We start from the raw sequence: 22,835 nt of genomic DNA, 5'->3' as shown, positions 1-22,835 counted from the left end.
GGCCCCTGGCCGCAGCGATGTGCGGGTTGCGCGGGTGCCGCGCGCAGTCAAAGCCACGTCAGCCCCGCTTCCCCCATCAGAACTTGTACGACGCTTTCACGTAGAAGGTCCGGCCCAGCGGGTCGGTAAAGCGTGGGTCGTAACCGCTCTGGAACGTCGTGCCCTGGTTGGTGTACGGCGGCGCGCTGTCGAACAGGTTCTTGATACCGACCGTCAGATCGGTATTCTTGAAGCCCGTGTAGCTGGTCGACAGCGAATACGTCGAGTACGCGCGCACCTTGTGGTAGTACGCATCCGCCACATCATTCTCATCCACATACCCGCTCAGATACTTGTTCGAGAAGCTGGCGCCCCACGGACCCTTCTTCCAGCTGATGGTCGCATTGTGCTTCCAGCGGAACACCGGCGCGTTGTCGCCATACACGCCGACATTCTCCACGAACTCGCCACCGGTCTCGTTCTGGTACTTGTAGCTGTGCACCCAGGTGCCGTCGAACTGGAAGCCGAAGTCGCCATACGACGTGCGCGGCAGTTTCCAGCGCAGGCTGGTGTCGATGCCCGACGTTTTCACCTCGCCCAGATTGTCCAGCACCGCATTCACGTACTGCAGCGTCTTGCCATCGGCCGAGTACACGAAGTAGCTCTTGTACTTCTCATAGTTGTCGAAGATGGTCGATTCGGACACGGTGCCGATCGAATCCTTGATCTTGATGTTGAAGTAGTCGAACGACACGCTGACCGCGCTGAACGGCTCGAACACCACGCCCAGCGCGAAGGTCTTGGATTTCTCCGGTTTCAGGTTGGCGTTGCCGCCGCTGCGGATGTACTGCTGCTGGTTACACGCCACGTTCGGGTTGGCGCCGGTGGCCGCCACGCCGCCAGGGCACAGCACCGGATCGTCATACGAATTGCTGGTGAAGGTCGAGGTGGCCGGGCCGTGCAGGTCGTACAGCGTCGGCGCGCGGAAGCCGGTGTTGTACGAGGTGCGGAACAGCACTTCCTTGCTGGCTTCCCAGCGCAGGCCGACCTTCGGATTGAAGCTGCCGCCGACGTCGTTGTAGTGGTCGTAACGGGCGGCGCCCGACAGTTCCAGGGTCTTGGTCAGCGGCACGCTGATTTCCGAATACAGCGCGGCGATGTTGCGCTGGCCGGCCTGGTCCTGCGCGTCGGCATAGCCGGAGCTCGATGCCTGCGAGGCCAGCGCGGTGTTGACGTCGTAGCTCGCCTTGTCGTGGCGGAACTCGCTGCCGATCGCGAAGCCCACGCCGCCGGCCGGCAGCTGGTAGATCTCGCGGCTGATCTTGCCATCGACGCCGATGCTGGTCATCTTGGCCGCCAGGTATTCGCCGCGCAACTGCGCCGCGTCGATGTAGGCGGTGCCGGCCGCCGACTGTTCGCCGAACGGATTCAGCGTGCCGTCCAGCACGCCGGCTTTCATCAGCGAGTCGTTGGTGTAGCCGCCGATGAAGGCGCTGGCCGCCTTGTTGACGCCGTAGGTCAGGCCGACGTTGTAGTCCCAGCCGCCCACCAGGCCTTCGGACGCCAGCACCAGGCGGTCGGAGATCGAGGTGTCGTAGCCCATGCGGTTGCCGGCGGCCACGGTACGCCAGTTGATGGTCAGGTCTTCACCGGTCAGGCCGGCCACGGCCGGTACGCCGGCGCTACCGCCCGGATAGTACGGGCTGGCCGAGGTCATGGTGATGCCGGTCAGCGGCGACGGTGCGATGCTGCTCTGGTTGGTCGAGCGGCTGTGCAGGTATTCAATCGTCGCGACGTTGTCTTCGCTGAGTTTGAAGGTGGCCTTGCCGAGGAAGGATTCCTGCTGCGTCTTTGGAATGTCCTGGATGTAGGCGATGGTGTCGGTACGGCAGGTGCCGTTGGCGTTCTTGATCAGGCCCTTGCCGACGCAGCCGCTGGCGTAGTACGGGTTGCCGGTGATGCCGTTGGCCGAATAGAAGTTGCCCGGCTGCGAAGTGCCGCTGCTGTTGTTGATGCCCTTGTCGGCGCGCACGCTGGTGCTGGAGAAGTCGCGGTCCACCGCGTCCAGTGCGGTCTGCTTGTGGAAGTCGACCACGCCGAAGACGTTCCAGCCGTCCTTGTCGAGGTCGCCGTAGCCGCCCGACAGGTTGAGGCGCGATTCGGCGCCGGCGCCGCTGGCCTGCGGCTGGTAGCGCTCGACGCTGACGTTGGCGCCGGTCACCGAGCGCTTGGTGATGAAGTTGATCACGCCGCCGATGGCGTCGGTGCCGTAGATGGCCGAGGCGCCGTCGCGCAGCACTTCGACGCGTTCCAGCGCCGACAGCGGAATGATGTTCAGGTCGACCGAGGAGCCGTTGAACGGGTGGTTGGCCAGGCGGCGGCCGTTCAGCAGCACCAGCGTCTTGTTGCTGCCCAGGCCGCGCAGGTCGGCGGTGGCGATGCCGCCGGTGCCCGAGCCGACCGACTGGCTGCTGCCGGTCACGCTCTGGTTCATCGACAGGGTGTTCATCACCTCGGCGGCGGTGGTCAGGCCTTGCTTCTCGAAGTCGGAGGCCTTGATGGTGGTGATCGGCAGCGCCGTTTCCGTGGCCAGGCGCTTGATGCTGGAACCGGTCACTTCCACGCGCTGGATCGGGGCGTCGTCGGTTTGCGCCACGGCGGCATGCATGCCGACCGCCAGGCCGCCGGCAAACAGCGCGCGCAAAGTCCGGGACATCGCTCTTTCAATCATCATTGTTTTAACTCCTGCATTGATATGGGAATGGGTGGTTTGCTTTGTGAGCAAAGGCCATCAAACCATCGGCAGGGGGGCGGAACAATGACGCTTGAACAATTTTGCTGCGATGCGACACAGCGCAAAGCGTCACACCTGTTAAGAGGCTTTTTTGCCTGTGGCGACCAACCGGGCGCCGCGGCGCGGATTGGTGCCACAGCGTCCGGTTACATCTGCTTACATGCACTAGGAACTTAACGTTGACTGACGGGGTGTAAAGTTTTGTTCAGAACTTGTAGGTGAGGCGCGCGTACCACGTGCGGCCCAGCGGATCGGTGTAGCGCGGATCGTAACCCTGCTGGAAGGTGGTGCTCTGGTTGGTGAAGGGCGGATCTTCATCGAACAGGTTGCGCACGCCCAGCGTCAGGTCGACATGGCGGATGCCGCTGTAGTTGCCGGACAGCGACCAGGTCGAGTACGACTTGACCTGGTTGAAGAACTCCGGGTCCACCGCGTTCTGGTCGGTGTAGCCGGACATGTAGCGGTTGGTCAGCGACGCGCCCCATGCTCCCTGCTGCCACGTCAGCGTGGCGTTGTGACGCCAGCGGAATACCGGCGAGGCGTCGGCGTAGCGGCCGACGTTTTCCGTGAAGGCGCCGCCGCGCTCGTTCTGGTAATCGTAGTTGCGCACCCAGGTGCCGTCGATCTGCAGGGCCAGCGTGCCGTAGCGGCCTTTCGGCAGGCGCCACAGCAGGCTGGTGTCGATGCCGCTGGTCTTGACCTCGCCGAGGTTGTCGGTGATCAGCGAGACGTCGTCAAGGCGGGTGCCGGCGGCGTTGTAGTGGAACAGGCTCTGGTACTTGGCGTAGTCGTTGAACACGGTCTGTTCGGCCAGCGCGTTGATCTGGTCGCGCAGGCGGATGTTCCAGTAGTCGAGCGACAGCGACAGGTCGCGCACCGGTTCGAACACCACGCCGGCGCTGTAGGTCTTGGAGCGTTCCGGCCGCACATTCGGATTGCCGCCCTGGCGGATGTTCTGCTGCTGGTCGCAGGCCAGGTTGGGATTGGCGCCGGCCACCGGCACGCCGCCGGGGCACAGCACCGGATCGTTCCACGGATCGGACGAGTTGGTCACCGTCTGCGGACCGTGCAGGTCGAACAGCGTCGGCGCGCGGAAGCCGCGGTTCCACGAGGCGCGCAGCAGCAGCGGCGTGACCGGCTGGTAGCGCGCGCTGATCTTCGGCGTGAAGCTGCGGCCGACGTCGCTGTAATGGTCGAAGCGGGCGGCGCCGTTCAGTTCCAGGTTCTTGATCAGCGGCGCGTTGAGTTCGGCGAACAGCGCGTAGATGCGGCGGTCGCCGGACTGGTCCTGGGCGTCGGCATAGCCCGAGCTGGAGGCCTGCGAGGCCAGCGCGCGGTTGATGCTGTACAGCGCGCGCTCCTTGCGCGCCTCGGCGCCGAGCGCGAAGCCGAGCGCGCCGCCGGACAGCTGGTACACGTCGCGGCTGGCGCGCACGTCAAGCGCGGTGGCGCGCATGCGCGCGCGCAGGTATTCGCCGATCAGCAGCGAGTCCTGCAGGTAGGCCAGGCCGGCCGCGCTCTGGTCGCCGAAGGGATTCAGCAGGCCGCTGCCGACGCCGTCGATCATGCGCTGGTCGATCACATAGCCGCCGGCAAAGGCGCTGGCGGCCTGGCTGATCGAGTGGTTCAGGCCGGCGCTGTAGTCCCAGCCGGCCAGCGTGCCTTCGGCGCTGAGCACCAGCCGGTCGGCGGTGCTGGTGGAGTAGTCGGTGCGGCGGCCGGTGACCAGCGGCCGCCAGCTGACGTCGAGATCCTCGCCGGTCAGGCCGTCGACCGCCGGCACGCCGGCGCTGCCGCCCGGATAGTAGGGGCTGTCGCCGTGCATGATCAGGCCGATGCCGGCCAGCGGCGGCGGCGCCACCCGCGCCGTGTTGGTGCTGCGCGCGTGCAGCAGTTCCAGCGCCAGCGTGTGGTCCTGGCCCAGCTTGTACGAGGCGCGGCCCAGATACGATTCCTGCTTGGTGTAGGGAATGTCGTCGACCTCGCGCGTGTAGTCGTAGCGGCAGGTGGGGGAGCCGCTGGTGTTGGGAATCGAGGCCGGCGGCAGGCAGCCGCTGGCGAAGGCGGGATTGCCGCTGATGCCGTTGTCGGAAAAGAAGTTGGCGGGGAAGGGCGTGCCGCTGGTCTGGCTGACACCGCGGCTGGGAATCACGCCGGTGGCCGAGAACGGCCGCGCGGTGGCCGGCAGCGCCAGCTGGCGGTGCACGTCGATCACGCCGAACACGTTGAAGCGGTCGGTGGCGAGGTCGCCGAAGCCGCCGCTGAGGTTGAGCCGGCGCTCGCTGCCGCCGCCTTCCTCCTGCGGCTGGTAGGCTTCCACCGTCACCTCGCCACCTGTCACCTGGCGCTTGGTGATGAAGTTGATGACGCCGCCGATGGCGTCGCTGCCGTACACGGCCGAGGCGCCGTCGCGCAGCACTTCGACCCGGTCCAGCGCCGACAGCGGAATCACGTTGAGGTCGACGCTGTCGCCGAGGATGGGATGCGAGGCGATGCGGCGGCCGTTGAGCAGCACCAGCGTGCGCTGGCCGCCCAGGCCGCGCAGGTCGGCCTGCGACTGGCCGCCGGTGCCCAGCCCGACCGACTGCGCGCTGGACACCGAGGTCTGGTTCATCGGTATGCTGTTGAGCACCTGCTGGGCGGTGGTCAGTCCCTGGCGGGCGAAGTCTTCGGCGCGGATCGAGGTCAATGGCAGCGAGGTTTCGCTGGCGATCCGGCGGATCAGGCTGCCGGTAATCTCCACCCGCTGGATAGGCTCGGTGGTGTCCTGATCGGGCGTTTGCGCGGCCGCGTTGGCCGCCAGCAACGCCGTGGCGACGTGCGTGATAAAGCGTTTGGTCATCGTGTTTCTCCCTTGAATGGCCGCAGTGCGATGTGCATGCGCAGCAAGCCCAGTCTTGCGGCGTTCAAGGAAGGGAAATCTGATCTGCATCAGGTGTGCGCGATAAACTGCTTGCCAAGCGCCCGAAGTTGTTGTTATAGTCGTCCAACACATACGGACTGACATGACCCACTTCTACTTTAACGGCTGGTTTTACTTTAGCTTCCCAACCCCTCAGGCGGTGGAGTAGCGGCCGGTGCACGTAGAAGCAAAAACGAGTCCCAGCGAATTCCCGAAAAAACCGCCTCCTCCCGAGGCGGTTTTTTTTTACCCGTGTTTTTATCGATGTTTTTAGATCACTTGGAGAACAGCAATGCCCCGTACCGATGACTTACGCATCCGCGAGATGAAGGAATTGACGCCACCGTCCCACCTGATCCGCGAGTTTGCGTGCACGGAAGCAGCTGAACAGACCGCCGCCAATTCGCGCGTGGCGCTGCACCGCATCCTGCACGGCCAGGACGACCGTCTGATGGTGGTGATCGGCCCGTGTTCGATCCACGATCCGAAGGCGGCGATGGAATATGCGCGCCTGCTGGCGCCGCTGCGCCAGGAGCTGGCGGGCGACCTGGAAATCGTCATGCGCGTGTACTTCGAAAAGCCGCGCACCACGGTGGGCTGGAAGGGCCTGATCAACGACCCCTACATGGACAACAGCTTCCGCATCAACGACGGCCTGCGCATGGCGCGCGAGCTGCTGCGCGATATCAACGAGCTGGGCCTGCCGGCCGGCACCGAGTTCCTCGACGTCATCAGCCCGCAGTACATCGCCGACCTGATCAGCTGGGGCGCGATCGGCGCCCGCACCACCGAATCGCAGGTGCACCGCGAGCTGGCCTCCGGCCTGTCGTGCCCGGTGGGCTTCAAGAACGGCACCGACGGCAATGTGCGCATCGCGGTGGACGCCATCAAGGCCGCCTCGCAGCCGCACCATTTCCTGTCGGTGACCAAGGGCGGCCACTCGGCCATCGTGTCGACCAACGGCAACGAGGACTGCCACATCATCCTGCGCGGCGGCAAGACGCCGAACTACGACGCCGCCAGCGTCGACGAAGCCTGCAAGGCGATCGCCGGCCAGGGCCTGGCGCCGCGCCTGATGATCGACGCCTCGCACGCCAACAGTTCGAAGAAACCGGAAAACCAGGTGCCGGTGTGCGCCGACATCGCCGGCCAGGTGGCGGCGGGCGACACGCGCATCGTCGGCGTGATGGTGGAGTCGCACCTGGTGGCCGGCCGCCAGGATCTGGTGCCGGGCAAGGAACTGACCTACGGCCAGTCGATCACCGACGGCTGCATCGACTGGGACAGCAGCGTGCAGGTGCTGCAGGGACTGGCCGCCGCCGTGCGCCAGCGCCGCCTGGCGACCATCGCCGCCGAAGCGGCGGCAAAATGAAAAAAGCCGGGCTAGCCCCGGCTTTTTTGATGACTGCGGTCTGCGCTTACAGCGTGTAAGGACCGTAGGCGTAGTGCTTGCCCAGGGTTTCCAGGGCGCGGCGGATGATGCGCTTCCACGATGGCGTGGCGGCAGTTTTGGCGACGGTTTGGGTGGCCAGGGTAGCGGTAGCAGTAGTCATGGTGGGTTCCTGTGGACAGCAATAATTATCGATGGACACAGCTTACCGCAAGCGCAGATATAAATATAATTTTAAATTTCGATATGCGCCATACATAAAATGGATAACATCGGCATATGAGACATAAGCTGCCTGAATAATAAAAAAGGGCCGGCATGGCCGGCCCTTCGTCAGCTCAAGCGCGGAGGCTTAGAACTTGTACTGCGCGGTGATGTAGAACGTACGGCCCAGCGGATCGGCGTAACGGCCGTCGTAGCCGACCTGGTTGCCGCCGCCCGAGTTACGCACCGAGAACGGTGGGTCCTGGTCCAGCAGGTTGCGGATGCCGGCGGTCAGGGTCAGGTTCTTGATGTAGTTCAGCTTGGCCTGGTAGTCGACCGTGGTGTACGACTTGACGTTGCGGTCCATGTCGGCGGTGGCGCCGATGCTGCCGTCGGCGTTAACCACACGCACTTGCGCGTCGTCGGCGGTCAGCACCTTGTCGTGGTAGCCCGAGCGGTAGTTCACGGTCAGCGAGTTGCTCAGCTTGGTCGAGGTCTTCAGCGTGAAGATCATGCGGCTGACCACGCGGAACACCACGTCATCGTAGGAGTCGAAGCGGCCGATCGATTTCTCGGTGCCGACGCCCGGCGTATCCTGTTCAGCCTTGAGCATGAAAGTACCGGTCCAGTTGATGCTGGCCTTGCCGATCGGCGTGGCCGCGCGGAAGGTGGTGTCCCAGTCCACGCCCTGGAAGTGCGACGACGCCAGGTTCATCGGCGCGCGCACCGCCACCAGCACATTGCTCTTCTGGATAGGGTCGGCGTACACGGCGATCCACTGGTTGGCCAGGGTCGGGTTGGTGAACAGCTGGTCCTGCGAGAAGGTGCGGATCTGGTTCTTCAGTTTGACGTCCCACCAGTCCAGGCCCACCGAGAAGGCGGTGGTCGGTTCCAGGCGGAAGCCGACGGTGGCCTGTTTCGAGGTTTCGGCTTTCAGCGAGCCGGCGCCGGTGGCCGGGTTGCCGCTGTCGAGCAGGCCGTATTCCGACGAGCCAGGGCGGCAGTACACGGCGCGCGGATCAGGCGACTTGACCGGGCAAGGGAAGGCGTTCGACGAACCGGCGTTTTTCAGCGGGTCGGCGATGTTGTTCATGGTCGGCGCCTTGAAGCCGGTGCCGTAGGAACCGCGCAGCAGCAGCGACTGGGTCGGCGTGTAGCGCAACGCCAGCTTGTAGGTGGCCTTGGCGACATCCTCGCCCAGCTTGCCGCTTGGCGCGACCTTGCCGGTCGAGTCGTAGCTGACGTTGTGTTTCTGTACCGCGTCATAGCTGTCGTAACGGACGGCGGTGGTGGCTTCCAAGTCTTTGGCGACCGGCATCAGCAACTCGGCAAACGCGCCCCAGTTGTTGCGGCTGGCGTCGAGTGCCTGCGAACCGGTGCCGCCGCCGATTTCCACGTCGGTCCAGCCCGGATTGCCTGGGCCTGGGCCGATGGCGATCTGCGCTGGCGTGTCTTCGTACTTCTGCTTGGTGAAGTCGGCGCCGACGCCCAGCGCGGCCGCGCCGCCCGGCAGGTCGAACACTTCACGCGAGGCGTGCGCGCTGACCACGTCGATCTTCGACTTGGTCTTGTCCAGGTCCTGGTGCAGCACGGCGGCCGCCAGCACCGACGCGGCGCCGGTGGTGGAGACGAACGGGTTGTACTTGCCGGTGCGGATCAGCTCCTCGAACTTGTCGCCGCTCATGTAGCCGGCCAGCGCCTTGTCGGTCTGCTTGTTCTGCGAGTGGGTGTAGGACGCGCCCACGTCCCAGCCGGCGTAGTTGCTGTCGATGCCAAACACGATGTGGGCGGCGTCGGTGCGGTACTCGTCGGTACGGCCACCGGCGTCGGCGCCGCGGTAGTACAGCAAGGCGTCGGTGACATCAGCGGCGTTGATGCCCTGGCTGGCCAGCAGCGGCGCGACCGAGCTGTTGTAGGCGCCGATGTAGTTGTTGTTGACGGTTTTGACGCCGGTCACCGGATCGGTGCTGAACACGGTCAGCGGCTGCGCGGCGGCCGCGTAGCGCGCGGTGTTGGTGAACTTGGACAGCACCACTTCGCTGTAGGCGGTGGTGTCCTTGCCCAGCTTCAGGGTGCCGTTGGCAAAGATGCTGTCGCGCTTGAGTTCCGGCAGCAGCTGCACGGTGGCGGCGTAGTCGAAGCGGCAGGCGCCGCTGCGCGAGAAGGTGTTGGCCTGGGTACAGTTGTTCTTGTTCAGCAGGTCGGTGTTGAGGACGACGTCGTCGTTGGCGGTGACCACCTCGACGTTGGCCGGGGTCGAGTTGATACTGGTCTGCCAGGTGGCGTACTGCTTGCCGTTGTGGGTGAACTTCTGCACGCCGGACTTGGCGAAGTCGCGGTCGGCCGCGTTCAGCTCCTTCTGCTCGTCGTGGCTGTACGACACCTGCACGTTGAAGCCGTCGGATTCGACATTGCCCCAGCCTTTGCTGATGGAGAAGTTGCTGCTCTTGCCGCCGGAGTGCTGCGGCGAGTTGTAGGTGCCTTCGACGATCAGGTCGGTCTGGTTTTTCTTCAGGATGAAGTTGATGACGCCGGCGATCGCGTCCGAGCCGTACAGGGTCGAGGCGCCGTCGGTCAGGATTTCGACACGCTCGACGGCGGCCAGCGGAATGCTGGCCAGGTTGACCGCGCTGCCGGTGCCGTATGGCGCCATGCGGCGGCCGTTCAGCAGGACCAGCGTGTATTGGGTGCCGATGGCGTGGATGGAGGCGGTCTGGACACCGCCGCCGCCGCCGTTGACCGAGGCGGACGAAGTAATGAAGCCCTGCATCGACGGCAGCTGGGCGACCAGGTCGGCGACGTTCTGCACGCCGCTTTGCTCGATGTCGGCGCGGGTCAGCGTCTGCACCGGCAGCGAACCTTCCTTGGCGATCCGCTTGATCGAGGAACCGGTGATTTCCACACGGGTGATCGTGTCGGGGTCGGCGGCCTGCTGGGCCATGGCGGCGCTGTGCATGCCGAGCATCAGGCCGCCGGCGCAGATCACGCGGACGGATCGGGCCATTACTGTTTCAACCATCATTGTTGTCGCTCCCATTTAGTACAGTGAACACGCTGGGTGTATGTTTTTCTCTCTACCCGGTTGACCGGGGAAGGAACTCTTTGTTTCCTTCATTCATTCATGAAATCACCCGCTGACAACGGCTGTCAATGTGCAAACCTGGGTAAAACGCGGTAAAACGGACGCCTGCTCGGCGCGCCAAATTCGCCCGAAACACGCTCTAATTTGGTGCGGAGGTCACTAATGCGAGATGAAACATTGTTGAGCGATCAAAAAAAAAGCGAATCTCCGGTGGCGGTGTGGGGTCTTTGCATCATGTTGGTGCAAAAGCAAGTGCATGAAACTTGATTCACGACGAAACATAACGTTACATTTATGCGACAAGTGACGGACGTGAAAAAGCCGGACGCGCCTTGCGGCGGGTCCGGCTCCGGTATGACCTGTTCCTGCTAGAAGAACTTAGTCAAACTTGTATTGCAGGCCGACTTTGACGTAGCGGCCGGTGGCGCCCGAGGCGTCCATCGGGTTGAAGCTCATGCCGCCGTAGGTCAGCGCGTCCAGCGGGGCGATGCGGTCCAGCACGTTGTTCATCGAAGCGTACAGTTGCAGCGCTTTGCTCCAGTTGTAGCGGGTCGACAGGTCCAGCGTGGTGAACGATGGCAGGCGGCAGGCGCCGTTCGGCGAAGGCGTACCGTTGGCGAACAGCACCGCGCAAGGCGCGCCTTCGTAACGGATGTTCTTCATGTCCGAGCGGTAGTTGACCGTACCGGCCACGTTCCAGTTGCCCTTGTCCCAGGAGGTGATCAGGTTGATCTTGTCCTTCGGCGTGCCGGCGCAGTCCGACGTATCGCAGTTGCCGTGGGTGCCGGCGAACTGGAAGGTCTGGCTCTTGTCGGCGCGTACCCACGAGGCCACGTGCGACCACACCAGGTTGATGGTGCCCTTGCCGTAGTCACCCAGGCGCAGACGCTGTTTGACGTCCAGGTCGATACCCTTGACTTCGGTGTAGCTGGAGTTCTGGTATGGCGCCTTGGAGATCAGCAGGGTGCCGGTGTTAGGCTGTACAACGCCGTTCACCACCAGATTGTTGTCGGCGCGCACTGCGGTTGGCAGGGCGGCGGCTTCAACATACGACAGCGGGTTGATTTCGTTGGTGCGGCGGATTTTCCACGCGTCCAGCGACATATTGGTGTCGTTCAGCGGATCCCAGACCATGCCCAGGGTGTAGCCTTTCGACTTTTCCGGCGCCAGGTTCGGGTTGCCGATCTTGACGGCGCCGATCTGGATGTTGCAATCCAGGGTGGTGGCGCCGCCGGCTGCCGGCTTGCCGCCAGGGCAACGGACCGGATCAACCACCGACGAGGTGCCGGTCGACTGGCTGGCCAGGTTGGATTCCGCCACGCCAGGCGCGCGGAAGCCTTCGGTGTAGGTGCCGCGCAGGGCGAAGCTCTTGATCGGGGTCCATTTCGCGCCCAGTTTCGGCGTGGTCGAATTGAAGTTCGAGTAGTGGTCGTAACGCAGCGCGCCCGACAGTTCCACGGTCTTCAGGACCGGCGCCAGCAGTTCGGCGTAGATCGCCGACACCTTGGTGTCGCCCTTGGCGGCCACGTAGGAGATGTTGGTCGAGCCGTCGTCGGAACCGGTCAGCGACGGGTTGTCCAGCTGCTCGTGGCGGTGTTCGCCGCCGATCGCCAGGCCCAGGTTGCCGCCTGGCAGAGCGAACAGTTCACGCGAGGCCTTGAAGTCGACGATGTCCAGCTTGGTGGTCGAGTTGGACGAGGCGTTGACGCGCAGCGCGGCGTACAGCGAGGCCGGGTTCTTGTAGGCTTGCGAACCGATGTAGTACGGGAAGTACTGGCTGGTTGGATCGCCCAGTGCCGATTTCAGCACTTTCATGTTGAGCTGGTTGGTCCATTCCAGGTACAGCTTCGATTCCGAGTGGGTGAAGCCGGCATCCCAGTCCCAACCGAAGTTGGTGCCCTTGGCGCCCAGCACGATGCGGCTGAAGTCGTTGTTGGCGATGTGGTTGCTTGGGCCCAGGTCGAACATCGAGTAGCGCAGACGGGTGTCGGTGCCGAAGATGTTTTGCGGGTGGGAACCGGACATCAGCAGGTCGTTGCTGTACAGGATGATGCCGTTCGGGTTGGCGGCGGTGGCCGGGAAGGTCACGTTCGGGGTGGCCGAGACCGGCGCCAGCATGAACGAGCTGTTGCGGGTCGAGTAGCCCAGTTCGGTGTACACCTGCAGGTCGGAGTTCACCTGCAGGGTGCCGCGGGTGTACAGGTTCAGCGATTCAACGTTCGGTTGCAGGTCGCGGAACTGGTCTTGCGACCACAGGCAGCCGCCGGCGGCGTCCTGCTTGACGGTCTGCGAGAACTGCGAGCAGCCGCCCAGCGAGACGTAGTTCTTGGTTTTCGGGTCCATCAACGCGCCGGTCGGCGTGGCTGCCGAGGCGCCAGGGGTGATGTAGCCGCCCATGTACTGGGTGTTCTGCAGGTAGCCCCATGGACGGATGTCGCCATGGCCGATCCAGCCGCGGTCCTTGCGGGCGGACGCCGCCAGTTCGTCGGACTTCTTGTACTCGATGTTGAACACCAGGTTGTACTTGTCGTCGTCCAGGTTGCCCTTGCCGATGGTCACGGCCAGGTTGTTCTGGTTGTTGTCGCTGTAGCGCGAGGTGCCGGTGTCGGCCTTGACGGTCACGCCTTCGAAGTCTTTGCGCAGGATGATGTTGACCACGCCGGCGATGGCGTCGGCGCCGTAGGTCGACGAGGCGCCGTCCTTCAGCACTTCAATGCGTTCCACCAGCTGCATCGGGATGGTCGACAGGTCGGTGAAGCTCTTCTGGCCGTCATCGGCGCGGGCGAACGGCGCCATGCGGCGGCCGTTCAGCAGCACCAGGGTCGAGGTCGCGCCCAGGCCGCGCAGCGAAATGGCGGTCGAACCGGCGGCGAAGCCGCTGCCGAAGCCGCTCGGCAGCGAACCGGCGCCGTCCACGGTCAGGCTTTGCAGGAATTCTGCGACGGTGCCCTTGCCGGACTTCATCAGCTCGTCACGGGTGATCATTTGCACCGGCGAGGCGGTCTCGGCGGACGCGCGCTTGATGCTCGAACCCGTGATTTCCACGCGCTGGATCGGGCCGGTCGGCTCGGCGTTTTGGGCGAAGGCTGGCATGGCCAGGACTGCTGCTACGGAACCCGAGAACATCAGGCGCACGGAGCGGGATAAAACCGTTTCCATCATCATCAACAAACACTCCAAAGAAATTCGCATACAGTCCAACCATGCGGAAATTGCAGATCAGACTCGTCTTTTCATAAATAAAGTAATTACGAAAGGGGCGCATGAAACCATCTGTAGAAGTTGCTTGTCAAACACAATTGAGATTTTTGACGTATCAAAACAACAGTTTGTGTAAAAAACATACGTCTTTTTGTAAAGCCATTCAGGCCGCAACGCCAGATTTCATGCGGGTTTACGTGCGGCAATACTGCGCCGCAGCACAAAATTTGCTTGACTTGGGCGCCGGCGCCCCGGGATGGCATTCCTGATAAGTGCAATCTGCTGTATTGTGAATCCCATTTGGCGGCGTGAGGATGGGTATGCAGTGTTTGAAGATTGCCGCGGCAGCCAGCCTGGTCCTGCTGACGGCAAGCTGCGCGATGGCGGCGCCGGTGAAGACCTTGCGCTACATCCTGCCCGCCGCCGAAGCCAGTTTCGATCCGGCGCTGGGGCGGGATTACTATACCGGCCACGTCACCGAAGCGATCTTCGAAACGCTGTACACCTATGACTACCTGGCGCGGCCGGTGAAGCTGGCGCCGGAGACGGCCGCCGCGCTGCCGGAAGTGTCGGGCGACGGCAAGACCTATCTGATCCGCCTGAAGCAGGGCAGCTACTTCACGCCCGATCCGGCCTTCGGCGGCAAGCGGCGCGAACTGACGGTGGCCGATTACGTCTATTCCTGGAAGCGCCTGTTCGATCCGCGCCTGGCCTCGCCCAACGCCTGGCTGCTGGAAGGCAAGGTCGTCGGCCTGGACGCGCTGGCCGCCCAGGCCCGGCAGACCGGCCGCTTCAATTACGACGCGCCGGTGGCGGGACTGGAGATCATCGATCCCTACACGCTGCGCATCCACCTGACCCACACCGATTTCAACCTCGGCATGATCCTGGCCTACGAACCGCTGGCGGCGGTGGCGCGCGAGGTCATCGACAAGTACGGCGACGCCAGGGGCGAGGTGGCCGGCCACCCGGTCGGCACCGGCGCCTACAAGCTCGGCGAATGGATACGCGGCAGCCGCATCGTGCTGGAGGAGAACACCGGCCATCGCCCGGAAACCTGGGACTTCCAGCCCAGCGTCGACGGCGACGAGCGCATCGTGGCGCGCATGCAGGGCAAGAAGATGCCGCAGATCGGCCGCATCGAGATCAGCGTGCAGCTGGAGGACCAGTCGCGCTGGCTGTCCTTCATCAGCGGCGGCGCCGACATCTTCTGGCTGGAAGGCGCGCTGTCGCCCAAGGCGCTGGTGGACGGCAGGCTGCGGCCGGAGCTGGCGGCGCGCGGCATCCAGCTGTCGCGCATCGTCGATCCGGAGCTGAGCTATTACTACTGGAATATGCGCGACCCGGTGGTGGGCGGCTTCAGCAAGGAAAAGGTCGCGCTGCGGCGCGCCATCGCCATGGCCCACGATGTGGACGAGGAAATCCGGCTGGTGCTCAACGGCGAGGCGCAGCGCCTGTACTTCCCGATCCCGCCCGGCGTGGCCGGCCACGATGCCCAGTACCAGCCGCTGCTGCGCTACGATCCGGTGCTGGCCAACCAGCTGCTGGACCGCTATGGCTACAGGAAGGGCGCGGACGGCTGGCGCACGCTGCCCGACGGCAAGCCGCTGGTGATCACCTACACCTCGCGCAACGAAGCCAACGGCGTGCTGATGGCCGAGCTGTGGCGCAAGACCTACCACCGGCTCGGCATCCGCATGGCGAACCAGCGCATGATCTTCAGCGACATCCAGAAGGCGGAAACGCTGTGCAAGATCCAGACGCGCACCTATCAGTGGCTGGCCGATTATCCGGACGGCGACAATTTCATGCAGCTGTTCTACGGCGGCAATATCGGCCAGAACAACAACGGCTGCTATCAGGACGCCCAGTTCGACGCCTGGTTCGAAGCCAGCCACAGCATGCCGCCGGGACCGCAGCGCGATGCGCTGTACCGCAAGATGGCGCGCCGGATCGAGGCGCAGGCGGTGGTGATGCCGGCGTTCTCGCGCTACCGCAACATGCTGGCGCAGCCGGCGGTCATCGGTTATAAAAAGCATCCGATCCTGCATCAGGAATGGAAGTACATCGATATCGAAAGCAAGGACTGAGATGCTGGCTTACATCGTTCGACGCCTGTGGCAGATGCTGCCGACCCTGCTGGGGGTGGTGCTGCTGGTGTTCGTGCTGTTCAACTGGGTGGGCGGCGATCCGGCCTACATTCTGGCCGGCAAGATGGCCAACGCGGAGAGCATCGCCAACATCCGCCGCCAGCTCGGCGTCGACCAGCCTTACTACGTGCAGCTGGGGATTTTCATCAGGCAGATCGTCACCTTCGACTTCGGCCTGAGCTGGGCCACCAGCGAGCCGGTGTCGCACATCATCGCGACGCGGCTGGGACCGTCGCTGACGGTGCTGATACCGCTGACCGTGCTGGAAACGCTGATCGGCATCGCGCTGGCGCTGGTGATCGCCTTCGTGCGCGGCTCGCTGACGGACCGCGCGGTGATGATCGCCTGCACGGTCGGCATGTCGGTCAGCATCCTGGTCTACATCATCGTGTTCCAGTACGGGCTGGCGTATCAGCTGGGGCTGTTTCCGGTGCAGGGCTGGGGCGAGCGTTTCGGCGAGAACCTGCTGCGCTATGCGGCGCTGCCGATCCTGATCGGGCTGGCGGTGTCGGTGGCGCCGACCTTGCGCCTGTTCCGCAGCTTCGTGCTGGACGAGGTGGGGCAGGACTATGTGCGCACCGCGCGCGCCAAGGGCCTGAGCGAACGGCGCGTGATGTGGGTGCACGTGCTGCGCAATGCGGCGATTCCGATTCTGACCTACGTGATGGCCAACCTGCCGGCGCTGCTGATCGGCGCGTTTCTGCTGGAGCGCTTCTTCGGCATACCGGGCATCGGCCGCGAGGTGATCCTCGCGGTGGAGCGCAGCGATTTCCCGGTGATCAAAGCGATCACCGTCTACGTGGCGGCCGCCACCATGGTGTTCAACCTGCTGACGGACCTGCTGTATCAGGCGGTCGATCCACGGGTGAAGCTCGCATGAGGGCGCAGGGACTGTGGGGACTGGCATGGCGCCGCCTGCGCGCGGACCGGGTGGCGATGGCGGCGCTGGCCGTGGTGCTGGCCTTCCTGCTGATGGTGGTGCTGTCCGCCAGCGGCCTGATCGTCGCCGACTGGGAAGAGGAAGTTGGCGTCAATTACGCGCCGCCAGGCTTTGCCGGCGCGGCGGCGCCTGCCGTGGCCCCGGCCGCGCCGCAGCAGGCCCTGCCCGACAATCCTTTCGATCCCCTGGCCGACGACATGCGCGCACTGCGCGCGCAACTGGCCGGCGGCGCGGTGGAGATGTATGGCGTGGTCGATCCGCTGGCCGCCGATCTGGCGGCATTGCGCGCGGCGCAGCCGGCGGCGAGCGGGGGCGGGGCGGCGGCTGGCGCCGCTCGCCGCGCGACCTTGCCGTTCGGCGGCGACAAATGGGGCCATGACATCATCAAGAAAACCATCAAGGGCGGCGAGACCTCGATCGTGGTGGGCCTGGTGGCGGCGCTGCTGGCGGTGGCGCTGGGCACGGTGTTCGGCGCGCTGTCGGGCTACTGCGGCGGCGTGGTCGACGACTTCTTCAACTGGTTCTACAGCATCTTCACCGCCATTCCATCGGTGTTGATGATCCTCACCGTGGCGGCCGTGCTGCAGCAGAAGGGCGTGCTGACCATCGTGCTGATCCTCGGCCTGACCGGCTGGACCGGCCCGTACCGGCTGATCCGCGCCGAATACATCAAGCACAAGGCGCGCGAATACGTGATGGCCGCCGACGCCATCGGCGCCTCGCACTGGCGCCGCATGTTCGGCCACATCTTCCCGAACATCAGCCACGTGGCGCTGGTGCAGATGTCGATCCTGGTGGTGGGCTTCATCAAGGCCGAAGTCATCCTCAGCTTCCTCGGCTTCGGCGTGCCGGTCGGCGTGGTGTCGTGGGGCAGCATGCTGAACGAGGCGCAGAACGAACTGATCCTCGGCCGCTGGTGGCAGCTGACCGCCGCCGCCATCGCCATGGCGCTGCTGGTCACCGCCTTCTCGCTGTTTACCGACGCATTGCGCGACGCCCTCGATCCCAAGGTGAAACCATGACGCTGCTCGATGTCCGCAACCTGCGCGTCGCCTTCCGCGTCGACCGCACCACCACGACCGAGGCCGTGAAGGGCGTCAGCTTCAGCGTGCCGCGCAACGCCACGGTGGCGCTGGTGGGCGAGTCCGGCAGCGGCAAGTCGGTCAGTTCGCTGGCGGTGATGGGCCTGCTCGACCCGGCCTCGGCGCGCATCGACCCGGCCAGCAGCATCCGCTTCGACGGCACCGAGCTGCTGGCGCTGGATGGCCGGCAGCGCCGCGCGTTGTGCGGCAAGGACATCGCCATGATCTTCCAGGAGCCGATGTCGTCGCTGAATCCGGTGTTCACGGTGGGCGCGCAAATCGGCGAGGTGCTCCGGCTGCACCTGGGCATGCGTCGCGCCGAGGCGCGACGGCGCACGCTGGAATTGCTGGAGGAGGTCGGCCTTCCCGATCCCGCCGTCAAAATCGACGCCTATCCAAGCCAGCTGTCCGGCGGCCAGCAGCAGCGCGTGATGATCGCCATGGCCATCGCCTGTGAACCACGGCTGCTGATCGCCGACGAGCCGACCACCGCGCTGGACGTCACCATCCAGAAGCAGATCATGGAACTGATCGCGCGCCTGCAACAGCGGCGCGCCATGTCGGTGCTGTTCATCACCCACGACCTGGGACTGGTGGCCGAGATCGCCGACCACGTGGTCGTCATGCGCCACGGCGAGGTGCGCGAGGCCGGCCCGGCGCGGCAGGTGCTGACCCAGCCGGCCGACGCCTACACCCAGGCGCTGCTGCATTGCCGGCCGTCGCTGGACAAGCGGCCGTGGCGCCTGCCGGTCATCGCGGATTATCTGGATGGCGCCGCACCGCCGCCGCAGCCCGAGCGCCGGCGCGGCACGTCGCCCGGCGACCCGCCGCTGCTGGAGGTGCGCAACCTCAGCAAGCATTTCACGGTGCGCCAGGGCTGGTTCGGCAAGCGTACATTCCACGCGGTGAAGGACGTGTCGTTCACGCTGGCGCGCGGCAAGACCCTGGGCGTGGTAGGGGAATCCGGCTCCGGCAAGACCACCGTCGGCCTGACCTTGCTGCGGCTGCACCAGGCCAGCGGCGGCAGCGCCGTGTTCGACGGCCGCGACCTGTTGCGCATGCCGGCGCGCGAGTTTCAGGCCTACAAGCGCCGCATCCAGATCATTTTCCAGAATCCGTATGCCTCGCTGAACCCGCGCTTTACCGTCGGCGACATCCTGCTGGAGCCGATGCGCATCCACCGCATCGGCGCCAACGACCGCGAGCGCATGGGACGGGTCCAGGCGCTCTTGGAAAAAGTCGGATTGCCCGCATCTGCGGTCTCCCGCTATCCGCACGAGTTCTCCGGCGGCCAGCGGCAGCGCATCGCCATCGCCCGCTGCCTGACGCTGCAGCCGGAAATCCTGGTCTGCGACGAATCGGTGTCGGCGCTGGACGTGTCGGTGCAGGCGCAGGTGCTCAACCTTCTGCAGGATTTACAGGACGAACTGGGACTGTCATACATCTTCATCTCCCACGATTTGTCGGTGGTGAAGTACATGGCCGACCAGGTGATGGTGATGCATCAGGGACAAGTGGTGGAGCTGGCCGACGCGGACGAGCTCTACCGTAATCCGCAGCAGCCTTACACGCGTGCCCTGCTGGCGGCGATCCCCCGCAGCGGTTAAGCGATTTTTAAGTTAAGATATCCGAATGGCGAATTTAATCCTCCTGCTTCAAGAATATGGCGTCCTGATCGTGTTCGGGATTGTGCTGATCGAGCAGATCGGCATGCCCATTCCTGCGTTTCCGATTCTGATTGTGGCTGGCGCCATGTCGGTCGACGGCGACACCAACTGGTTCGCCGTGCTGGCGGTCGCCATGCTGGCCTGCCTGATCAGCGACAGTTTCTGGTTCCGCGCCGGGCGCTTTTACGGCAAGCGCATCCTCAAACTGCTGTGCAAGATTTCGCTGTCGCCGGATTACTGCGTCAGCCAGACCGAGGACAATTTCAAGCGCTGGGGGCCGAAAGCGCTGATCGTCTCCAAGTTCATTCCCGGCTTTAACGTCATCGCGCCGCCGCTGGCGGGCGCCATGGGCACGCGCCGCGGCGTGTTCCTGTCGTTCAGCATTCTGGGCAGCCTGCTGTGGGCCGGCACCGGCATCGGCATCGGCGCCTTCTTCCACACCAGCGTGGACCAGCTGCTGGACATCCTGAGCACCATGGGCACCACCGCGCTGCTGGTGCTGGTGGTCTTGCTGGCGCTGTTCGTGGCGTTCAAATATGTGGAGCGCAAGCGTTTCCGCCAGTCGGTCGACATCGAGCGCATCACCGTGGATGACTTCAAGATGATGATGGAGCAGGGTCACGAGCCGATCCTGGTCGACGCCCGCAGCGCCACCGCGCAAATGCTGGACCCGGCGGTGCCTGGCGCGCTGCTGTTCAACGGCGGCGATCTGAGCGCGGAAATCACCGGGTTGGACAAGAGCCGTCCGATCATCGTGTATTGCAGCTGCCCGAACGACGTGACCGCCGCCCACGTGGCCAAGAGCCTGGTGGGGCAGGGCTTCCACCGCGCCCGTCCGCTGCATGGCGGCCTGGATGCGTGGAACGCCGCGTTCCGTAGCGAGTCGCTGCAGGAGCAGGATCACGCCGCCTCGGCCTGATCGCAGTACATCGTCGTTCTCGCCTGCGCGGGAACGACAGGATCTTGCCGCCAGCGCGGCATTTTTTTTAGTGCAATATGGAAGCGCTTCCATAATGTTGACTGGTAGTCATACTACGGCGCAAACCTCCCTCTTTAGAAAGTTCTGTGGCAAAACTGTACTAAAACTACAAACTCCGCTTGCCTGCGGCGGCGAGTTACCTTAAGCTTAAGCCTCAACTATTTTCGACCCATCATGACAGCTCAGTCCGTACAAACGCCTCCCTCCCTGACCACTGTATTCCCTGGTGGCCCGCGTCTGCTGGCGGACATCGGCGGCACCAATGCGCGCTTTGCGCTGGAAACCGCTCCGGGCCGGATTGAAGCGATCGAAGTGCTGGCGTGCGCCGCCTACCCGACCTTGGCCGCCGCCCTGGTCGCGTACCTGGCCTCGCCGACCGTCGCCCAGGCGGGCGTCACCGGCATCCGGAACGGCGCGATTGCGATCGCCAATCCGGTCACCGGCGACATGGTGCGCATGACCAACCACCACTGGGCATTCTCGATTGAGGCCCTGCGCCGCGAAGTCAACTTCGACACCCTGGTGGTGGTCAACGACTTCACCGCGCTGGCCAGCTCGCTGCCGCAGTTGTCGGCAACGCAGAAACACCAGGTCGGCGGCGGCGTCGGCGTGCCGGGCACGCCGCTGGGCCTGATCGGCGCCGGCACCGGCCTGGGCGTCTCCGGCCTGATTCCGGGCAAGGACGGCTGGACCGCGCTGCTCAGCGAGGGCGGCCACGTCACCTTCTCGCCGGCCAACCCGACCGAAGTGGCGATCCTGCAATTTGCCTGGAAAGAATTCGAGCACGTGTCGGCCGAGCGCCTGATGTCCGGCGCCGGTATCGAACTGATCTACCGCGCCCTGGCCGACCACGGCGACCTGCCGGCCGAAAAACTCAGCGCCGCCGAGATTTCGCGCCGCGCGCTGGCCGGCGAATGCACGCTGTGCGACGAAGTGATCGAAGCATTCTGCTGCATGCTGGGCACCGTCGCCGGCAACATCGCCGTGACCTTGGGCGCGCAGGGCGGCATTTATATCGGCGGCGGCATCGTGCCGAAACTGGGCCAGCGCTTCGACCGTTCCGGCTTCCGCGCCCGTTTCGAAGCCAAGGGCCGGTTCGACAAATACCTGGCCGCCGTGCCGACGTTTGTCATCACCGCCGAGTACCCGGCGTTCGTTGGCGTTTCGGCAATTTTGTCGGAACGCTTGACGGCCGAGTAAGATCCGTTACATTTCGATGACGTCGAAATGCGCGTTTTATGGTTTTATCAGGTACAATTCGCGTTGTTGGATGAAACGTCTGGCTTCCTGCCCACGTTTTACGTAGAAAAAGCAACGGTTCAGGCCGTTGCTGGCATGTCCCTCCTTCCCGCCGGGTGCGCATAGGCCTTGGTGTCGGAAAAGCAGCTTCAGCGAGTAACTCCCACCAGCCTCACTGAATGTGATTGATTTCTTTCGATTTTGCTTATGGATACAGTTGAGGCTAAAAGAGTCCTCGAAACCGCCTTGCTATGCGCTCGTGAGCCGTTGTCGATCCACAGTCTGAAAAAGCTGTTTGTCGAACTGGATGACCAGGACAGGCCGCGCGGCCCCGGTGTAGGCGCCGATACGATCAAGGAATTGCTAGAAGAATTGCGGCTCGACTGGGCCGGCAAGGGCGTCGAAGTGATCAGCCTGTCGACCGGCTGGCGCTTCCAGAGTCGTCCGGAAATGAAGCTGTACCTGGACCGGCTGAATCCGGAAAAGCCGCCGCGCTATTCGCGGGCGACGCTGGAAACGCTGGCCATCATCGCCTACCGGCAGCCGGTCACGCGCGGCGATATCGAAGAGATACGCGGCGTCGCCGTCAATTCGCAGACGATCAAGATGCTGGAAGACCGCGGCTGGGTGGACGCCATTGGTTACCGGGATGTCGTCGGCCGCCCGGCCTTGCTGGGCACGACCAAGCAGTTTTTGGATGATCTGGGCTTGAATTCGCTGTCCCAGCTGCCGCCGTTGCAGCAAATCAGTGATGGGCAAAATGCAATGGAAACATTGGAAGCCGCCCTGCAAGAGAATTTTGAGAAAGCGGCGCAGCAGGACAGCGCTGAGCACGTAGCTCCGCCCGAGGCTGAGCAAGAAACAGGCCCCGCGCCAGATTTAACGGTTGACGCTGAGCACAACCAAGAAACGAATAATGAACAAACCTAATACCCCTGAGACAGTCAACGACGCAGCTGCGGCCGAAGTTGTCGCCAAGCCGAAACGCCGTACCAAAGCCCAGATCGAAGCCGATGCTGCCGCCGCTGCCACCTCCGGCGAGGCGCCAGTCGCCAAGCCCAAGCGTGCCGCCAAGGCGGTCGCCGACGTGGTCGCCGCCGATGCACCGGCCCCGGTGAAAAAGCCGCGCGCCAAGAAGGCCGACACGGCTGCCGCCGATGCCGCACCGGTCGCCGCGCCAGCTGCAGCCGTCGCCGACAGCGCCGAACCGGCCGCCAAGCCGGCCA

At 64.2% G+C, this 22,835-nt stretch carries 13 protein-coding genes and 1 pseudogene; 9 read left to right on the top strand and 5 right to left on the bottom strand.

All coding sequences use genetic code 11. From position 1 onward, the window contains the following. Window positions 1–76 precede the first annotated feature (76 nt). Together GJ695_RS03420 and GJ695_RS03415 are read right to left on the bottom strand one after the other, a co-directional pair. The gene (locus GJ695_RS03420; RefSeq protein WP_154362214.1) at window positions 77–2,695 is read right to left on the bottom strand and encodes a TonB-dependent receptor; all 2,619 of its coding nucleotides are present in this window, start codon (window positions 2,693–2,695) and stop codon (window positions 77–79) included. Between the two features lie 283 nt (window positions 2,696–2,978). Next, the gene (locus tag GJ695_RS03415; RefSeq protein ID WP_154362213.1) at window positions 2,979–5,615 is read right to left on the bottom strand and encodes a TonB-dependent receptor; all 2,637 of its coding nucleotides are present in this window, start codon (window positions 5,613–5,615) and stop codon (window positions 2,979–2,981) included. A gap of 352 nt (window positions 5,616–5,967) precedes the next feature. On the opposite strand from GJ695_RS03415, the gene aroG reads away from it, so the two are divergent. Further along, the gene (gene aroG / locus GJ695_RS03410; protein ID WP_154362212.1) at window positions 5,968–7,047 is read left to right on the top strand and encodes a 3-deoxy-7-phosphoheptulonate synthase AroG; all 1,080 of its coding nucleotides are present in this window, start codon (window positions 5,968–5,970) and stop codon (window positions 7,045–7,047) included. A gap of 46 nt (window positions 7,048–7,093) precedes the next feature. Here the strand turns inward: aroG and GJ695_RS30350 are convergent, their stop codons facing one another. From GJ695_RS30350 to GJ695_RS03400, 3 genes are all read right to left on the bottom strand, one after another. Then, window positions 7,094–7,228 (bottom strand): hypothetical protein, encoded by a 135-nt coding sequence (locus tag GJ695_RS30350; RefSeq protein WP_267874239.1) that lies wholly within the window; start codon window positions 7,226–7,228, stop codon window positions 7,094–7,096. A gap of 189 nt (window positions 7,229–7,417) precedes the next feature. Continuing rightward, window positions 7,418–10,273, bottom strand: coding sequence for a TonB-dependent receptor domain-containing protein (locus tag GJ695_RS03405; protein ID WP_229260621.1), 2,856 nt, complete (start codon window positions 10,271–10,273; stop codon window positions 7,418–7,420). A gap of 456 nt (window positions 10,274–10,729) precedes the next feature. Then, the gene (locus GJ695_RS03400; protein WP_229261277.1) at window positions 10,730–13,444 is read right to left on the bottom strand and encodes a TonB-dependent receptor; all 2,715 of its coding nucleotides are present in this window, start codon (window positions 13,442–13,444) and stop codon (window positions 10,730–10,732) included. Between the two features lie 428 nt (window positions 13,445–13,872). Here GJ695_RS03400 and GJ695_RS03395 point away from each other — a divergent pair, with 428 nt between their 5' ends. The 8 genes and pseudogenes from GJ695_RS03395 to GJ695_RS03360 all read left to right on the top strand — a co-directional run. After that, window positions 13,873–15,642, top strand: coding sequence for an ABC transporter substrate-binding protein (locus GJ695_RS03395; RefSeq protein WP_154362210.1), 1,770 nt, complete (start codon window positions 13,873–13,875; stop codon window positions 15,640–15,642). 1 nt (window position 15,643) lies between these two features. Further along, entirely contained in the window at window positions 15,644–16,582 is a 939-nt protein-coding gene (locus GJ695_RS03390) for an ABC transporter permease (RefSeq protein ID WP_154362209.1), read from the top strand. Further along, the gene (locus GJ695_RS03385) at window positions 16,579–17,664 is read left to right on the top strand and encodes an ABC transporter permease (protein ID WP_154362208.1); all 1,086 of its coding nucleotides are present in this window, start codon (window positions 16,579–16,581) and stop codon (window positions 17,662–17,664) included. Before GJ695_RS03390 ends, GJ695_RS03385 begins: the two co-directional genes overlap by 4 nt. Beyond that, a complete protein-coding gene (locus GJ695_RS03380; RefSeq protein ID WP_154362207.1) occupies window positions 17,661–19,331 on the top strand; it encodes an ABC transporter ATP-binding protein in 1,671 nt (556 codons plus the stop codon). Before GJ695_RS03385 ends, GJ695_RS03380 begins: the two co-directional genes overlap by 4 nt. A 25-nt stretch (window positions 19,332–19,356) precedes the next feature. Continuing rightward, a complete protein-coding gene (locus GJ695_RS03375) occupies window positions 19,357–20,310 on the top strand; it encodes a VTT domain-containing protein (protein WP_154362206.1) in 954 nt (317 codons plus the stop codon). 234 nt (window positions 20,311–20,544) lie between these two features. Continuing rightward, window positions 20,545–21,570, top strand: a complete 1,026-nt coding sequence (locus tag GJ695_RS03370; RefSeq protein ID WP_154362205.1) for a glucokinase — start codon at window positions 20,545–20,547, stop codon at window positions 21,568–21,570. A 246-nt stretch (window positions 21,571–21,816) separates the two neighbouring features. Continuing rightward, window positions 21,817–22,539 carry an SMC-Scp complex subunit ScpB gene (scpB, locus tag GJ695_RS03365; RefSeq protein WP_154360885.1) on the top strand — a complete coding sequence of 241 codons (723 nt, stop codon included), beginning with the start codon at window positions 21,817–21,819 and terminating at the stop codon, window positions 22,537–22,539. Further along, window positions 22,526–22,835: pseudogene (locus tag GJ695_RS03360) on the top strand (23S rRNA pseudouridylate synthase B); the annotation flags it as partial. The gene scpB and the pseudogene GJ695_RS03360, both read left to right, overlap by 14 nt.

The organism is Duganella alba (genome assembly GCF_009674495.1).
In the GTDB taxonomy this organism is placed as follows: Bacteria; Pseudomonadota; Gammaproteobacteria; order Burkholderiales; family Burkholderiaceae_D; genus Rugamonas; species Rugamonas alba.
This window is presented reverse-complemented; position numbering and strand designations above follow the sequence as displayed.

What these genes read in the sequence shown, in the direction of transcription:
- GJ695_RS03415 (WP_154362213.1), bottom strand. Translation starts at nt 5,615, where the DNA reads ATGACCAAACGCTTTATCACGCACGTCGCCACGGCGTTGCTGGCGGCC.
- GJ695_RS03390 (WP_154362209.1), top strand. Translation starts at nt 15,644, where the DNA reads ATGCTGGCTTACATCGTTCGACGCCTGTGGCAGATGCTGCCGACCCTG.
- GJ695_RS03385 (WP_154362208.1), top strand. Translation starts at nt 16,579, where the DNA reads ATGAGGGCGCAGGGACTGTGGGGACTGGCATGGCGCCGCCTGCGCGCG.
- aroG (WP_154362212.1), top strand. Translation starts at nt 5,968, where the DNA reads ATGCCCCGTACCGATGACTTACGCATCCGCGAGATGAAGGAATTGACG.
- GJ695_RS03370 (WP_154362205.1), top strand. Translation starts at nt 20,545, where the DNA reads ATGACAGCTCAGTCCGTACAAACGCCTCCCTCCCTGACCACTGTATTC.
- GJ695_RS30350 (WP_267874239.1), bottom strand. Translation starts at nt 7,228, where the DNA reads ATGACTACTGCTACCGCTACCCTGGCCACCCAAACCGTCGCCAAAACT.
- scpB (WP_154360885.1), top strand. Translation starts at nt 21,817, where the DNA reads ATGGATACAGTTGAGGCTAAAAGAGTCCTCGAAACCGCCTTGCTATGC.
- GJ695_RS03400 (WP_229261277.1), bottom strand. Translation starts at nt 13,444, where the DNA reads ATGCCAGCCTTCGCCCAAAACGCCGAGCCGACCGGCCCGATCCAGCGC.
- GJ695_RS03375 (WP_154362206.1), top strand. Translation starts at nt 19,357, where the DNA reads ATGGCGAATTTAATCCTCCTGCTTCAAGAATATGGCGTCCTGATCGTG.
- GJ695_RS03405 (WP_229260621.1), bottom strand. Translation starts at nt 10,273, where the DNA reads ATGGCCCGATCCGTCCGCGTGATCTGCGCCGGCGGCCTGATGCTCGGC.
- GJ695_RS03395 (WP_154362210.1), top strand. Translation starts at nt 13,873, where the DNA reads ATGCAGTGTTTGAAGATTGCCGCGGCAGCCAGCCTGGTCCTGCTGACG.
- GJ695_RS03380 (WP_154362207.1), top strand. Translation starts at nt 17,661, where the DNA reads ATGACGCTGCTCGATGTCCGCAACCTGCGCGTCGCCTTCCGCGTCGAC.
- GJ695_RS03420 (WP_154362214.1), bottom strand. Translation starts at nt 2,695, where the DNA reads ATGTCCCGGACTTTGCGCGCGCTGTTTGCCGGCGGCCTGGCGGTCGGC.